A 15,175-nucleotide genomic window follows, 5' to 3' on the forward strand; every position below is an offset into this window, starting at 1 on the left:
TTCCATCCAGGTTCTAGTGTTCTTTTTTGAATAACTCCACAATGAATTAGTTGTACGCGAAAAAGTTTTTTCACATACTTTACATTTGTATCTTTGAATTCCATTATAAAAGCCATATTTAATATACCAATTTGACTCACAAATTGGACAAGTCTCTACAACTCTATTTTTATAAAAATCTCTTTTTAGAACATCATTAGTATGCAGATCAAATTTTTTAAGTTTAACATCATGCTGTAGCAAAAAGAACACCTCACTAAGAAAATTTAATAATTACTCTATCCTCTTAATGCTTGCCACATGTTCATTTTTTTAATCATTACCAACATTTATTTAACAAATAACTCCATACTATAAAAATTCACTGAAGTACCATTCTGATATGATTCCTTTTATAGTAGTCAGTTAATATAATAAAAATGCTAATATAAAGATGGAATATATCCATCTCTTCTTAATTGAGTTTTTTTTGCGCATCATCTTTTTCTGAACATAAGTTAAGAAATTCTTGTTTCAGAATAGTCTTGTTAATAAAAATATTAAAGTAACGAGACTTTAGATGCTTAATTGATGAAATACATTTAATAGAACTTAAATTGAATAATTTTATTGATATTACACTGTACTAATATTACCTAAGCCCGCATTAATCCAATAAATTTTTAACTTTTTATAATTAAACCTATTTAAAATCTTATGATGAAAAAATCATAACTTTTTAAATAGAATCGATTTTTTAATATTAAAATTTAAGTTTTTTAAAAATAAAAAAATATAGCTTTTTAAATATGAAAATTTATAGCTATTAAAAAATTTATTCATAAAATCAGGGTTTCAATGTATTTTTTAGCTTTAAGTCATATATTTTAGATGAATATTTTTAAATTTCGAGGATTTCCCAAAGCTTTAATTTAAAAAAGATTATCATGGTAATTCACAACTAATAATTAGATATAAATTTATTTTTAGAGGAGTTTAAAAATGGCTAGAAAAAATAGAAAGACAAATGATATACAAGAATTTTGCATTGACGACTATATGGAGGAGAATGGATTGGTTGATGGAGAACCAAGTGGCGGCAATGTAGTAAAAGCTTTTAGCTTTGTATCATCGGATACAACAAATTGTCCAAAGGATGAGGAAATTATCATTAAGCAAACAATGTCAAAGTTATCTGAAAAGAAAAATATAAGCGCTTCAACTGAAATTTTAGACAACAGAAGATTGAAAAAAGAAGTAAATGGTAGGACACCTTCAATAGATGGAGAAGGTTTTGATATTAATAGATCTTATAAGCTAAGAGAATCAACTGCCAGAATGCTTAATGAGATAAAAGCAGCTCATCCAGATGTAAATGTATATATGAATACAATAGTAGACACTGCCCTAAGGCATTACTATGATTATGTTTTTAATAAAAATAATTAGCCTCAATGGATTTTACCTTTCGAAAGCATATATGTTATGTAGGAGGTGATACCAATGGAAATAAATGATTTAGTGAACCTTATAGCGAATGTAGGATTTCCTGTAGCAACTAGTGCTTATTTACTCATAAGACTAGAAAAACAGATTATTGGACTTACAACATCAATAAACAAACTTAATATCATAATTTCTACTAAGCTAGGCGTTGTTATAGATACCAGCGATGATAATAAGGTTGCATAATTTGAAAAACAGCTTGAACATTTGTCCAAGCTGTTTTCTTATAAACAAAACATTATCCTTTATAATCCTCAACATCAAATTCATGATTTTTGTAATAATACTTACGATCTTCTTCAGTAATTTCACGAATAACCCTGCATGGATTTCCCACCGCTATTACGTTGTCCGGAATGTCTTTAGTTACAACGCTTCCAGCACCTATAACAACATTATCCCCAATATGTACCCCTGGATTTACAACAACATTTCCTCCAAGCCAAACATTGTTGCCGATGGTTATACTAATGCCGTATTCATATCCTGTGTTTCGTGATTCAGGATGTATAGGATGACCTGCGGTATATATAGCTACGTTTGGGGCAAATTGTACGTTATCGCCTATGATTACTTTTCCCACATCTAAAATAGTGCAATTATAGTTTGCGAAGAAGTTTTCTCCTACCTCTATGTTTTTACCATAATCACATTGAAATGGTGCTTCTACGTTTATATTTTTACCGGTTTTACCTAAGATAGCTCTTATTAATTCATCACTTTTTTGTTTTTCTTCTGGCCTGCAATGATTAAATTCATATACCTTTTTTTTATTTTCCATTCTCTCTTCTGGTAATTCATCTAGCCACGCCTTATATGGAAGACCTGCCAGCATTCTTTCTTTTTGATTCATGTTTATCCCTGCCTCTCATCTATGTTAATCTAAAAATATACTTATTTTATCCTACTACATATAAACTATTGGTATACAGATAGTTCATTTTCATTTAAATTTTCTTATATCTTATAATTCATGAAAAATCGGTTTCATCTTTTCAAAGGTACAGAACTTAGTAAATCCAATGTTCTTCAATTCATCCTTTATGTAGTCAATTTTATGACCTACATGATTTTCTTCATGAGTATCTGAACCTATGGTAATAATATTTCCACCTAACTCTTTATATAAACTCAAAATATCTCGTGAAGGAGTTAAATCCTTTAGTCCATATCTAAAACTTGAGGTGTTTACTTCTATTCCCTTACCTTTTTCAATAGCAAGCTTAAGAATTTCAGTAATAATATCCTCTACCTTTTCAAAAGGATACTCTCCTTCCTTATCATATCTTTTTATCATATCTAAATGACCTAAAATACTATAGTTGTCGTAATTCTTCATCATCTTTAATATCTCTTCATAATACTTTTTGTTATACTCCTGCTGAGTTTTTCCTTTTTGAAAGTCATATGTCCAAAACTCTTGATCATCTATCTGATGACAAGAAAGTATTACAAAATCAAAGTCATATTTTTCGAAATCCTTTTGAAAAATATCAATAGTATGAAGCTGCATACCAAATTCAATTCCAAGCTTTATAGCTATCTGATCCTTGTATTTTTCCTGGCATCTTTTTAGTTCCTCTACATATTTTTCATAGTCACAATTTAAATCAGTCTTCACACCATGATCCACATGCTCCGTAAAACATATTTCATTAAGTCCTATAGCTATGGCTTTCTTTACAGCCTCCTCCATTTCATAATCAGAATCATCACTGAAACTAGTGTGCATATGATAATCAGCTAACATTCATTGTTCCTCCTTCATCTATAAGTAATATGCTAAAGCTACTGCATTGTTATCGTATTCATAAATCTCTTTGAAGCCATATTTTATATAAAAGCTATATCCAATAGAATTCCTTGAATATGCGTAAAGCATCATTGTTTCAAAACCTTCACTTATAAGCTGCCTTGCTAGTGCATCCAACAACTTATGTCCACACCCTAGTCTCTGATACTCAGGCAATATATCAATATGAAAATGTGCTGGGTGATAATCTGCTACCTTATCTAAATCCAATAAAAATTCATCAAAAAACTTGATATCCTCTGGTGATAACTCTCTTAATCTTGGGTAATATACATCCCGCATCGCCTGTTTATAACTAACATAATCTGTATTGCAAATCACATATCCAAAGGGTTTATCCTCTTTGTCCACTGCAACCCAAATATGCTCTGGCTCCTGTTCTGTAAAATAATCGTTGAACATGACGCATACACCCTCAAGCTTATTTTCATCCTGCTTATAATTCTCCCAGGCAGTTTCCTTGCAAATATGCCTTAGATAAGGTTTATCAGACTCCCTATATTTTCTTATATTTATAATATTATTTTCCATTATATCATACCTCCTAGCGAGAGTTATAAAGAGCTCAAATATTGAAACTTATTTTATATTTGCCTTTTTGTGTTGTCCATAATATAATAATATTCCATTATATCTTATAATAATATAAAAATAGACGATATTTATATAACAATCGTATATTATAGATAAACATATAACTTTTGGAGGTTAGACAATGATAGAAATGAATTTGTTAAGTGATAACTCTGAGGTTGTTTCATATAATTTTTCAGATTTCCCTGTTCGTGCAAAGCATGCCCTACTGTCTGATTATCCTTCTATGGCTGCAGCAAACCATTGGCATGAAGACTGGGAGTTTACTTTAGTTTTAGAAGGCAAGATGTGTTATTCAGTAAATGGTAAAACCTATGAGTTACAAGAAGGTCAGGCTATCTTCGTGAACTCGGAAAATATGCATTATGGATTTTCCTCTGACGGCTCTGATTGTAGCTTTATATATATCCTACTTCATCCGCACCTACTCTCAACTATTGAAAGGATCAAAGACAATTATATCCTCCCAATATGCAAGGATGCTTCCCATCCCTTTATTATTTTGGCAAAAGAAATACCTTGGCAAAATAAAATAATTGAACTGTTAAAGAACATCTACGATTTGTGTAACGAGGAGCAATATGGCTTTGAATTGCAGCTCATGAGTTTGTTCTACTCTTTGTGTTATAGTCTTCATCATAATATGAAAAATAACATTTCCACCTACGAAAGTATTGAGAATAAAAAATTAGAAGCTATGCATAGCATGATAGGCTATATACAGAAAAATTATCATAAAAAGATAACCTTAAATCAGATTGCTACAGCCGGAAATGTATGTCGTAGCAGCTGCTGTGATATTTTTCAGCTTATTTTACAAAAGACTCCAATCTCCTACTTGACTGAATATAGACTTGAAAAAAGCATTGAACTTTTGAAAGATCCTTCCCTTTCAATTACAGAAATAGCTCTTCAATGCGGTTTTAATGGTTCTAGCTACTTTACAGAGATCTTTCACAAGAAGATTGGATACACTCCAGTTCAGTATAGGAAAAGGAAGCTTATGATATAAACAAACTATTCTTATAATTTTATAGAATAATGTGATATAACACCTAGCCCTTATGGAATATAATTATGTTAATATAAAAACTTCTCGTGCTCTTATATCTTTTTCGGTTTTATAGGATATTATAGATAACCTACTTCATATTAGAATTTATATTTTCAAATTCTCCTCTCAGAACCCAAAGGAGTTTTGAAAATAGATTTCGGATTGAAGTAGTTCATCTTTATATAAAATCACATGAATTAAAAAATAAATAAGTAAATCAATAAATCAACATGGAGGGTAACTATATGAAAGAAATAAAAGCAATAATGGCTGATGTAGATGGAACTCTTTTATGCAATGAAGGATATGTCACTGAAAGAACAGTAAATGCAATTAAAAAAATCAAGGAAAAAGGAATTCTTTTTGGACTTTCAACTGGTAGAGATGCTGTGTCTTGCCAGAATCTATTAAAGGAATGGAACATTGAAGGTTTAGTAGATTGCATTGTAGGAATGGGTGGAAGTGAAATTGATGATATTTCCCTTGGCGTTCAAAAGTCTAGCTATCCACTTGATGGAGAATTAATCTGGGAGATTATTAGACATTATGAAGATATGGACTTAAATTTTTGTATCCCTAAGGATGGAATTTTGATAGGATACAAGGATGATGAATACATAAAACTACTTTCTAAATTAGACAAACTTCCTTATGAGATTGTAGATTTTAATGAATTATTAAAAACCCCACAGGGAAAAGTTATGATTATCTGTAATCCAGACTATATGGACAAGGTTATAGAACGCAGTAAGACCTTTAGTAGTCCTAACTATAAAAGCTCAAGTTTAAAAACAGCAAGTATTCTATATGAATATATGGATCCAAGAGTTTCAAAGACAAATGGTCTTAAGAAAGTAATGACTATGCATGGCTTAACCCTAGACAATTTGCTTGTTTTCGGTGATGCAGATAACGACGCTGACATGATCGAAAATGCTAGAATTGGCGTAGTTATGGCAAATGGAAGCGAAAGATCTAAATCCGTTGCTGATTTTGTAACAGCTGATAATGATAATGATGGTATAGCTGTATTTTTAGAAGAAAAGAACTTTATATAAATATTTTTCATCTAAGGCTTATAGTATGAACACTAATTATGTACCATGGATCAGTTATATAGATAATCAAATTTTATGTAATAAAACTAAGAGATACTTCTATTAACTTTTAAAACAGCTTGACTATCTATCCAAGCTGTTTTTCCATATTTGCTACTTTAACTTTAAAAAGCAGCGTCCTATAGATATTTCTTCAAATCCTCTAAGGATTCCAAATCAAATATTTCAGTAACAATAATATCTAAAGTTGCCATAGGAAGTTTTTTTATCTTTTCTTCATATCCAGTTGGAATCTTTTTAAACTTCTTTACTAATAGCTTTATAAGGATTTCAGTTTTTTCTACTTCCTTACCTTCTCTTATTCCTACCTCTATGCCTTCTTTTAGACCATCTTCCCTAATCATTTTTCCTATTTCAGTCATACTAAAAACCTCCGATCAAAACATGGTCAGGATATCTTCACTTGTGAGCTTTTCTTTATTACTAATTTTGCTTCTCAATATTTGAAGCTTTTCATCACCATCTATATTCCTCATATAAAAAGCTTCAATGTCATACTTTAGCTTCCTGCATTAATATGTACCTCAGCATCATCTATATCCGCCGAATAAATAACTACAGTCCTTATTTTACGCTTATCCTTATAAAACAAAGAAGCATCATAATATAAAAATCTTTTAATATCTTCCTTTTAGTTCTTTATTTATAAAAAATCCGGATTAAGATACAGTAAAATTCCTTCTGAAATAATTCTATATTGTGGTTTTTTGACTTTATCTTCGCTCTACAATATCACCATTATTTTTCAGAATACTCTTTCCTGGAATATAACCTCTTACAGAACTTAATGGATAAACAATACTATCTTTTCCTATTACTGTCCCTGGGTTTAAAACCGAATTACATCCTACTTCCGATAAATCGCCTACAATTGCACCAAATTTTCTTAAACCAGTTTCTATAATATCTGAACCATATTTAACTTTTACTAATGTTCCATCGGACTTTAAATTGGAGGTTATTGCCCCTGCCCCCAAATGGGATTTATACCCTAATATTGAATCACCAATATAATTGTAATGTGGAACCTGCGCTTTATTAAAGAGGATTGAGTTTTTAATTTCAGTTGAGTTTCCAACTACAACATTATTACCAATAATAACATTTTCTCTAATATAAGCGGAATGCCTGATTTCGCAATTATACCCGATAATCGCTGGACCTTTTATAAGCACACTTTTTTCGATAGTAGTGCCTTTGCCAACCCATACAAATTCCTCTATTCTTTCAAAATCGCTAGGCAGATTTTTTGCGTATTCAAAAATGAAAGTCTTAATTTTTGTAAGAGCTTCCCAAGGGTACTTAACCCCTTCAAATATGGCTTTTGCATCTAATTCTTCAATGTTTAATAGATCGTTTACAGAAATCTTCACAGTAATCCTCCTCTAATTTATTTCGTCATATGCTACAAGTACTCATTAATATCTTATTTGATTATACACAAATAATGGAAAATATTAAACAACTCAATCCATTTGAACCAGTACTAAAATATAGAGAACCAATATATGTACAGTATGTGTAATATTTTGTAAATTATGCTATAATAAGTGTTATCGCCATTTATAATTTAATGAACAATAGTGAGAAAGTGTGAATTATAAATTGGATTTTAGGGGGAACAATCATGATAAGTTGGTTTAAAAGTCTGCCAGAAAAAGATATTGATTATTCAGAATGGTCACCATTTATAAAAAGTACTTGGATAAGAAGGAACTTTATGAAATTTGTATATTTATTGATGGGTATACTATTTATATCACCAGACTTTTTAAAATATAATAACTTCAAAAATCAGATTAGTAATACAATCTTTACTTTCATAAACAATTCAAATTTAGCTTATATTGCCTCGGCACTCTGTAATATATTAATCATATTAACAATATATTTTCTACATGAATTTCTTCATATTGTTGTCATATATAAAAAATGCGATCTTAGTATTACATATAATGGTGGGGTATTTCTTTGGATTACGCCTAACGCTATAATGCCTAAAAGACAATTCTGGTTATATATGACCTTACCCATTATCGGATTATCTATAGCACCATCTATTATTTCTGCATTTATGAATGGATACTTAAAGTCTTTATTGCTATATATTTGTTGGGTTAATTTAGTAATAGCTTCTGCTGATATAATTAATTCTATTTTAATATTAATGAAACCTAACAATACATTGTTTTATAGAGGATACTACAGACACGAATAGATAAATCTCATTGGCATTTTTCTTTTAAGGCGAATAAAAAACTCAGCAATGACTGTTGTTTTTTTTATTCGCCTTTTTTATATCTAAAAATAAACACTATATTTAAAAACATCAAATTTAATCAGGATAGCAAAAATCCTGTATTGAAAAATTTCTTGTAAAAAATTTACAAATTTATATTGAACTTTCCTGATTACAAGTGTAAACTGAAATTAGAAATTACAATTGTAATCGAAATAAAGGAGAAATGATGATGCCTGAAATTCCTAAAATATCAAATGCTGAATGGGAAGTTATGAAAATAATATGGAACCAGCCTCAAATTACATCAACTAATATTATAGAGGAACTAAAGAATAAAACTGATTGGAAACCATCTACTGTTAAAAGTCTAATAAGTAGATTATTAAATAAAAATGCAATTGGTTTTAATAAATTAGGTAGCGAATATTTATATTTTGCTTTGATATCAGAAGATGAATGTATAAAATCAGAAAGCCAATCTTTTATCAATAAGGTATTCAATGGTTCTATTAAATCTATGCTCTTAAACTTCGTTGAATCAAAAGAGATATCTGAAACGGATATAGAGGAATTAAAAAACATACTAAACCAATCAAGTGAAAAGAAAGGTTAATGCGTATGGACCTTTTAAATATTTTTGAGATGACTGTACTTTCCTCTTTAATCGGTAGCTTTATTGTATTAATGATATTAATTATTAAAAAGATATTTAGAAACAAATTAAACTCTACCTTTAACTACTATATATGGCTTATCTTGCTCATCAAATTAATAATTCCTTTTGGACCACAAACTCCTTTAAATATCCCTAATATATATGAAAATTTTTATATACAGAGTCCCACAAATGAAAAAACACCAATTAACTTTTCAAAACAACTTGAAAATACAGACTTAGAAGGTTCAGTATCAATAAGTGCTTTTGAACCTTCAAATAAAAGTATAGTTAGCAACACTATGAACATACCTTTAAAAGATAAATTTCATACTGAAAAAGTGTTCTGTGTTATATGGATGTTTGGAATTGTATTATTAGCAGTGATATTAGTTATAGGACATAAAAAACTTAGAAAAATCGTCAGAACTTCTATAAAAAATGTAAATAGTACACATAAAGAGATCCTATATAATTGTATGAAAAATATGAATATAAGAACTGAGATAGAACTATCATATTCTCAAAAGATAAGTAGCCCTTCTTTATATGGGTTCATCAAACCAAAGATACTAATTCCAGTTAATGTAGCAGTAAGTATTTGTGATGAAGAATTTAAGCACATTATAATGCACGAATTAACCCATTTAAAAAACAAAGACATACTTATAAATTGGGTTATAACCTTATTGTCTATAATTTACTGGTTTAATCCAATCTTGCTTTATGGCTTTCATAAAATGAGACAAGACTGTGAATTTTCTTGTGATGGTAAAGTAATTTCTTACTTAGACGAAGGCGAAAACATACAATATGGAAATACAATAATAAGAGTATTAGAGTTAGGTGGGGACACCAATAGGCTTATTGGCACTACTTCAATGGTTATGAATAGTTCTGAACTTAAAAGGAGGATTATTATGATTTCAAAGTATAAGAAGATAAATATTAAAGATATATTATTAGGAACTGTCGCTATCTTTATAATAGGTGTTTTAGGAATTGCAATAAACACCTCAAAAGTAAACTTGGATAAAGATAAATTGCAAGTAGCCAGTTCTAAAAGTACAATTAATAATAACTCAAATGAAATAGCACCAACTATTACAAAAGATTTATCAAGTGATAACACAAAGCCTATAGTACAATTTTCATCTGAAATAGTAATCTACAATAGTCACCCTGCTGAAGAGTACCCCTCTGGTATAAAGGTAACTGATGTAAGTGCTTTAATCAATGATAAACTCATTAAAAAGGGTTTAAAGAGTAGTGTCATCCAGTGCACGGCTCCTACAGAATATGAGAAATCATATCAGACTACACGCAATGTAATAACTAAAACTGTAAAAGAATATTCAAATACTATTCTATTGGATATACATCGGGACATAACAGATAACACCAAAGCTGATACAAAAGAAATAGTATTTACACTTGCTAAAAGCAACCCACATTATGAAGCAAACAAAAAATTTGTTGACTGTCTATTTAAAAACATTAAAAATTCAAGAGAAGTTAAATCATCAATGTCAATTTATAACAATCAACCATCCTATTTTAACCAAGATTTATCTAACAATTCTGTGCTCATTGAGATTGGAAATAATATGTCCAGTGACAGCGATATTGAAGCTTGTGTAAATGCACTTGTTTCTGCATTAAAGGATATTCAAGAGGATTCATAAACCTAATGATCTTGCTCTGATATATTTGGATATAAACATATTAATATGGATTTCTATCTCACCATAAGCGCAATAACTTCTATTGTATGGCTCCAGAGAGATTACATTCTATTATAAATTTAAATAAGAAAATTCTACATTGGTTTGATGATATGAAGAATATTATACCAATATGGTATCATTCAGAATCTTTTATATAAAGTGATGGTTTGTGATATTGAATTATTAATAAGGATAGTATAAAGACTACAAATTACAATTCCTCTAAAGATTTAGCTAAAATTTAATATGAACAATATTCTTATAGTGAGTTTTATAGGTGGACAATCCCACCTATATTTTTTTATCCTATATTTTAAGACTATATTAGAACATAGGATAATTTTTTATAAAAATATTTTTAAAAAACTGTTTTCCTTCTGATTAAAGCATATATACCTTATGAGAACAGATAAAGGAGGAAAACAAAATGGCAGTAAACAAAGTTTTAGAAACAACTTCTTTTTATATAGAAGTTGAAAATGGTACCGACAAGCAAGGTGCTAAGGTCTATAAGAAGAAAAACTTCTCTGGTGTTAACACAAATGCAGCTCCAGAAAATGTCTATGCTGTAGCAGAGGCAATAAAAGGAGTTCTAAGTATTGGCTCTAGAGATACTTTCTTAAACGAAACTTCAAAATTGGCTAATGCCTAATATGAAGTAACAGAGGTCTAAAATAACCTATATAACAAGTTTTTGACGGTGAAAACTTAACTTTTTATCTTAAAAACTCTTTAATGACCTCTTAACTAAAACCAAAATATTAAATAAGGAGGATTATAATATGGATTATACATTATCTATGACTTTTGTTAATACTACTGGTGACAAGGTTTCTGTCAGTGTATCCGATGTAAAACCTGATTTATCTCAGGCAGAGATCTCAGCTCTTATGGACACTATCGTTGCTAAAGATATATTCTTAAGTAAAGGTGGTTCCATAGCAGCTAAGTACGGAGCTCAAATCACTGAAAGAAAAACTACTAAGTTTGATATAAAGTAGTTTTCCTAAATCTTTAATTTATGCAAAAACAGCTTGAACGCTTTTTGTCCAAGCTGTTTTTGTTTCATAGTAGATACTTCTAAATACATTGCCTCTATTTATCATTTCCAACATTCAAATTACCTTGAACGTAGAATTTATAGAGTTAATTATGTCCAACTATCACATGAGGTACATACGGTTCTTCTAAATAAGCAATTTCTTCTGGTGTAAGCTTAACTGAAATTGCACCAACGGCATCTTCAAGTTGGGATATTTTTGTAGCACCTATAATAGGAGCTGTTACAGGGGATTTGTGCAGTAGCCAAGCAAGAGCCACATGTATACGAAGAATGCCTCGTTTCTCTGCAATCTCTGCAACCCTATCTACTACTAATTTATCTGCACTTGCAGTGGAATCATATTTTGACCTTGCAACTTTATCTGTTTCTAAACGCTTAGTAGTTTCTGACCAGTCACGTATAAGTCTTCCTGATGCCATGGGACTGTATGGAGTAACACCGATTTTTTCTTCCTTGCAAAGAGGCAACATCTCCCTTTCCTCTTCTCTGTATATAAGATTATAGTGATTTTGCATAGATACAAAGCGAGTCCATCCATTTTTCTCAGCTACATGAAGCGCTTTTTGGAACTGCCAGGCATACATAGCTGAAGCCCCTATATACCTTGCTTTACCTGATTTTACAACGTCATGTAAGGCTTCCATGGTCTCTTCAATAGGAGTATTATAGTCCCAGCGGTGGATAATGTATAGGTCTACATAATCTGTACCTAGACGTCTAAGGCTATTATCAATTTCACTCATTATTGCTTTTCTGGAAAGTCCACTGCCATTTGGTCCTTCGTGCATCTTTCCATGTACCTTTGTGGCAATAACTACTTCATCTCTGTTTGCAAAATCCTTTAGAGCTTTACCAACAATCTCTTCACTTATTCCGATTGAGTACACATTAGCAGTATCAAAAAAGTTTATGCCTAGATCAAGAGCTTTCTTAATGATAGGACGACTATTATCCTCATCAAGTACCCATTTATGAATCCATTTTTCCGTATCTCCAAAGCTCATACATCCAAGACATAACTTTGACACATCCATACCAGTATTTCCAAGTTTAACGTATTCCATATTCCTATTCCCTCTTTCTAAATATTTTTTAAGAATTTTCTATACAAAATCTTTAAATAACCTTAAATTTTGTCCATTTATCATTTTTATAATGAATTTCAAAAATAATTGTTTTTACAATCCAGTCTACAAACATAGCAATCCAGGTACCTAACATTCCCATATTAAATCCTATTGCAAATACGTAAGACAAGACAATTCTACAAAAAATCATAGATAAAGTACTGACTATCATTGGGAATTTTGCATCCCCAGCTCCTCTGAATACAATAGGAAGCATATAGCCAGATGGCCATATTAAAGTCATCATAACTGCATGTGCGATAACTATCTTCCATGTCATGGATGTAGCATCTGGCGAAAGATTATAAACATGCATAATCACTGGCATTAAAAGTAGTACTACTACAGAACTAAGAATAAATCCTAAATGGATGATAATTCTTACTTTTTTCTTATAGTACTTTGCCTGTTCAAAATCTCTAGCTCCCACACATCTTGATATGATAACAGAAAGTCCGAGATTCATTGCCATACCCGGTAGCACTTCAAACATAACAATAGTTCCTGCAACAGAGTTAGCTGCGATTGATGCGGTTCCAAACATTGAAACAATACTTAATACAATCAATCTTCCTAGATAAAACATCCCATTCTCAAAACCAAAAGGTGCCCCAATATTTAAAATCCTTTTTATCATATCTTTATCAAATTTTTCAGTTAAAAACTTTGTAATTCTAAGCTCACAATCACTTTTATTTGCAAGAAAAAGAATAATCAGTGCTGCACCAATTCTTGAAATTAATGTAGGAATTGCAACACCTGTAACCCCCATATGAAATCCTGAAACTAATAATGCATTACCAGCTATATTTATAATATTCATAACAAGCATAATTTTCATCGGCAGCTTAGAATTGCCCATAGTACGAAAGATTGCAGCACCAGAATTATATAAAGCTAAAAACGGAACTGAACTTGCTACTATCATAAAATAATGATTTGCTGCATCCGATACATCTTTTGTAATATCTCCAAATAAATGATTTAGAATTAGTGGTTTAAAAATATATAATAATACAGTTATTACAACTGATAACAATAGTGAACACTTCACTAGCTGATTTGCTGCTTTAGTTGCTTTTATATTATCTTTGCGCCCAAGATACTGTCCTGCAATTACTGCTCCTCCTGTTGCTAATGCTGCAAATATACTAATAATTAGTGCCATAATAAAATCTACCAATGACACTCCTGATACAGCTGCCTCTCCAACTTGTGCCACCATCATGGAAGCTGCCATTCCAACGGTATATTCAAGTCCCTGCTCTATTATCAGCGGTAAAAATAAAGTAAGTAAGTCACGATTTGAAAAAAGACGTTTCTTTTCTAAAGTTGCTTCCATTTAATCAGCTCCATTTTCACCTGTTCTTTTCAAAAATTAGATATAGGGTTCCATTACGAAAACTTAAGTTATTCATGTTCGAAAATCGTGCACCTATGAATTTTAGGCATGCATATCTTAATAGTTGAAGTTTGAGCCCTATAATTACATTAAAACTCAGTACTTTTGAGCCCATTTAAAAATTTCTTTTTCTGCTCCCTCAACATTACTACCTTTGATAGCAAGTCCTTTTTCTACCTTTGCACTTGTACAAAGTTTTTTAATATCACTTTCACTACGTCCCATCCCACTTCCCTCATGAGTACAGAAAGGAATAACTTTCTTTCCAGATAGATCATAGGTTTCTAAAAAAGTAAATACAGCCATAGGAAAAGTTCCCCACCAGTTAGGATATCCTAGGAATATCACATCATAAGAATCCATTTCATCAACCTTGCTAGTTAAGTCTGGTCTTGCATTTTGCTGTAGCTCTTCCTTTGCTACTTCTGTACATTTTGTATAATCCTCAGGATACGGCTTCACAGCTTCTATACGAAATAAATCCGCTTCTGTTATTCTTTGAAGCATTTTTGCAGCTACCTCTGTGTTTCCTACTGGTAAACTTACAATATTACCGCTCACATAGTTATACCCTTCTCTTGTAAAATAGGCTATTAAAGATTTTCCACTCATTATTTGTCCCCTCTTTCTTAATCTCTTATTATTACCCTACTCCTTGGACCTAACTCCAAGTCAATAGTTTTTTATTACCGACCCTGTAGAATGAATAACTAAATTCTTGATGCCATATTTATACTAAAAATTCATGTAATCAGAAAAAACAGCTTAAACAAAAGATTCAAGCTGTTTCTTGTAATATTTTATTTTATCAAATTCTCTAAAGACCCTAAATCAAATAATTGATAATACACTTAAACTCCCATACAAATATTTCCAGAGAAATAATATCTACTAT

18 protein-coding genes are annotated in these 15,175 nt (G+C 30.7%); 9 read left to right on the forward strand and 9 right to left on the reverse strand.

Annotation, left to right across the window (positions count from 1 at the left end):
- Positions 1-243: IS1/IS1595 family N-terminal zinc-binding domain-containing protein (locus JHL18_RS25725; protein ID WP_420839230.1), on the reverse strand; the 243-nt coding region annotated here is incomplete at its 3' end.
- A 738-nt stretch (positions 244-981) separates the two neighbouring features.
- On the opposite strand from JHL18_RS25725, the gene JHL18_RS16335 reads away from it, so the two are divergent.
- Both JHL18_RS16335 and JHL18_RS16340 read left to right on the forward strand, forming a co-directional pair.
- Positions 982-1,428: a hypothetical protein gene (locus JHL18_RS16335; protein ID WP_200271124.1), complete on the forward strand. Its 447-nt coding sequence runs from the start codon at positions 982-984 to the stop codon at positions 1,426-1,428.
- A 54-nt stretch (positions 1,429-1,482) separates the two neighbouring features.
- The gene (locus tag JHL18_RS16340; RefSeq protein WP_200271126.1) at positions 1,483-1,671 is read left to right on the forward strand and encodes a YvrJ family protein; all 189 of its coding nucleotides are present in this window, start codon (positions 1,483-1,485) and stop codon (positions 1,669-1,671) included.
- Positions 1,672-1,723: 52 nt separating this feature from the next.
- Here the strand turns inward: JHL18_RS16340 and JHL18_RS16345 are convergent, their stop codons facing one another.
- From JHL18_RS16345 to JHL18_RS16355, 3 genes are all read right to left on the reverse strand, one after another.
- Positions 1,724-2,338, reverse strand: a complete 615-nt coding sequence (locus JHL18_RS16345; RefSeq protein WP_200271128.1) for a sugar O-acetyltransferase — start codon at positions 2,336-2,338, stop codon at positions 1,724-1,726.
- 111 nt (positions 2,339-2,449) lie between these two features.
- Entirely contained in the window at positions 2,450-3,235 is a 786-nt protein-coding gene (locus JHL18_RS16350; RefSeq protein ID WP_200271131.1) for a histidinol-phosphatase HisJ family protein, read from the reverse strand.
- Between the two features lie 18 nt (positions 3,236-3,253).
- The gene (locus JHL18_RS16355; RefSeq protein WP_200271133.1) at positions 3,254-3,829 is read right to left on the reverse strand and encodes a GNAT family N-acetyltransferase; all 576 of its coding nucleotides are present in this window, start codon (positions 3,827-3,829) and stop codon (positions 3,254-3,256) included.
- 184 nt (positions 3,830-4,013) lie between these two features.
- Here JHL18_RS16355 and JHL18_RS16360 point away from each other — a divergent pair, with 184 nt between their 5' ends.
- Together JHL18_RS16360 and JHL18_RS16365 are read left to right on the forward strand one after the other, a co-directional pair.
- The gene (locus JHL18_RS16360) at positions 4,014-4,904 is read left to right on the forward strand and encodes an AraC family transcriptional regulator (protein WP_200271135.1); all 891 of its coding nucleotides are present in this window, start codon (positions 4,014-4,016) and stop codon (positions 4,902-4,904) included.
- Positions 4,905-5,191: 287 nt separating this feature from the next.
- Complete coding sequence (locus JHL18_RS16365) at positions 5,192-6,004, forward strand: Cof-type HAD-IIB family hydrolase (RefSeq protein WP_200271137.1); 813 nt, start codon at positions 5,192-5,194, stop codon at positions 6,002-6,004.
- A 179-nt stretch (positions 6,005-6,183) separates the two neighbouring features.
- Here JHL18_RS16365 and JHL18_RS16370 read toward each other — a convergent pair whose 3' ends face one another.
- On the reverse strand, positions 6,184-6,426 hold the full coding sequence (locus JHL18_RS16370; protein ID WP_200271139.1) for a DUF4351 domain-containing protein: 243 nt from the start codon (positions 6,424-6,426) through the stop codon (positions 6,184-6,186).
- Between the two features lie 351 nt (positions 6,427-6,777).
- On the reverse strand, positions 6,778-7,437 hold the full coding sequence (locus tag JHL18_RS16375) for an LbetaH domain-containing protein (protein WP_200271142.1): 660 nt from the start codon (positions 7,435-7,437) through the stop codon (positions 6,778-6,780).
- A 254-nt stretch (positions 7,438-7,691) separates the two neighbouring features.
- Here JHL18_RS16375 and JHL18_RS16380 point away from each other — a divergent pair, with 254 nt between their 5' ends.
- From JHL18_RS16380 to JHL18_RS16400, 5 genes are all read left to right on the forward strand, one after another.
- Positions 7,692-8,282, forward strand: a complete 591-nt coding sequence (locus JHL18_RS16380; RefSeq protein ID WP_200271144.1) for a DUF3267 domain-containing protein — start codon at positions 7,692-7,694, stop codon at positions 8,280-8,282.
- A 253-nt stretch (positions 8,283-8,535) separates the two neighbouring features.
- Entirely contained in the window at positions 8,536-8,919 is a 384-nt protein-coding gene (locus JHL18_RS16385; RefSeq protein ID WP_200271146.1) for a BlaI/MecI/CopY family transcriptional regulator, read from the forward strand.
- Positions 8,920-8,924: 5 nt separating this feature from the next.
- Positions 8,925-10,646: a M56 family metallopeptidase gene (locus tag JHL18_RS16390; protein ID WP_200271148.1), complete on the forward strand. Its 1,722-nt coding sequence runs from the start codon at positions 8,925-8,927 to the stop codon at positions 10,644-10,646.
- 469 nt (positions 10,647-11,115) lie between these two features.
- On the forward strand, positions 11,116-11,340 hold the full coding sequence (locus JHL18_RS16395) for a DUF1659 domain-containing protein (protein ID WP_200271150.1): 225 nt from the start codon (positions 11,116-11,118) through the stop codon (positions 11,338-11,340).
- Positions 11,341-11,470: 130 nt separating this feature from the next.
- Positions 11,471-11,689 (forward strand): DUF2922 domain-containing protein, encoded by a 219-nt coding sequence (locus JHL18_RS16400; RefSeq protein ID WP_200271152.1) that lies wholly within the window; start codon positions 11,471-11,473, stop codon positions 11,687-11,689.
- 145 nt (positions 11,690-11,834) lie between these two features.
- Here the strand turns inward: JHL18_RS16400 and JHL18_RS16405 are convergent, their stop codons facing one another.
- The 3 genes from JHL18_RS16405 to JHL18_RS16415 form a co-directional block, all read right to left on the reverse strand.
- Positions 11,835-12,815 carry an aldo/keto reductase gene (locus tag JHL18_RS16405; RefSeq protein ID WP_200271154.1) on the reverse strand — a complete coding sequence of 327 codons (981 nt, stop codon included), beginning with the start codon at positions 12,813-12,815 and terminating at the stop codon, positions 11,835-11,837.
- 52 nt (positions 12,816-12,867) lie between these two features.
- A complete protein-coding gene (locus JHL18_RS16410; RefSeq protein ID WP_200271156.1) occupies positions 12,868-14,220 on the reverse strand; it encodes an MATE family efflux transporter in 1,353 nt (450 codons plus the stop codon).
- Between the two features lie 156 nt (positions 14,221-14,376).
- A complete protein-coding gene (locus tag JHL18_RS16415; protein ID WP_200271158.1) occupies positions 14,377-14,892 on the reverse strand; it encodes a flavodoxin in 516 nt (171 codons plus the stop codon).
- Positions 14,893-15,175: the final 283 nt, after the last annotated feature.

The organism is Clostridium yunnanense, from assembly GCF_016595795.1.
GTDB lineage: Bacteria > Bacillota > Clostridia > Clostridiales > Clostridiaceae > Clostridium_AR > Clostridium_AR yunnanense.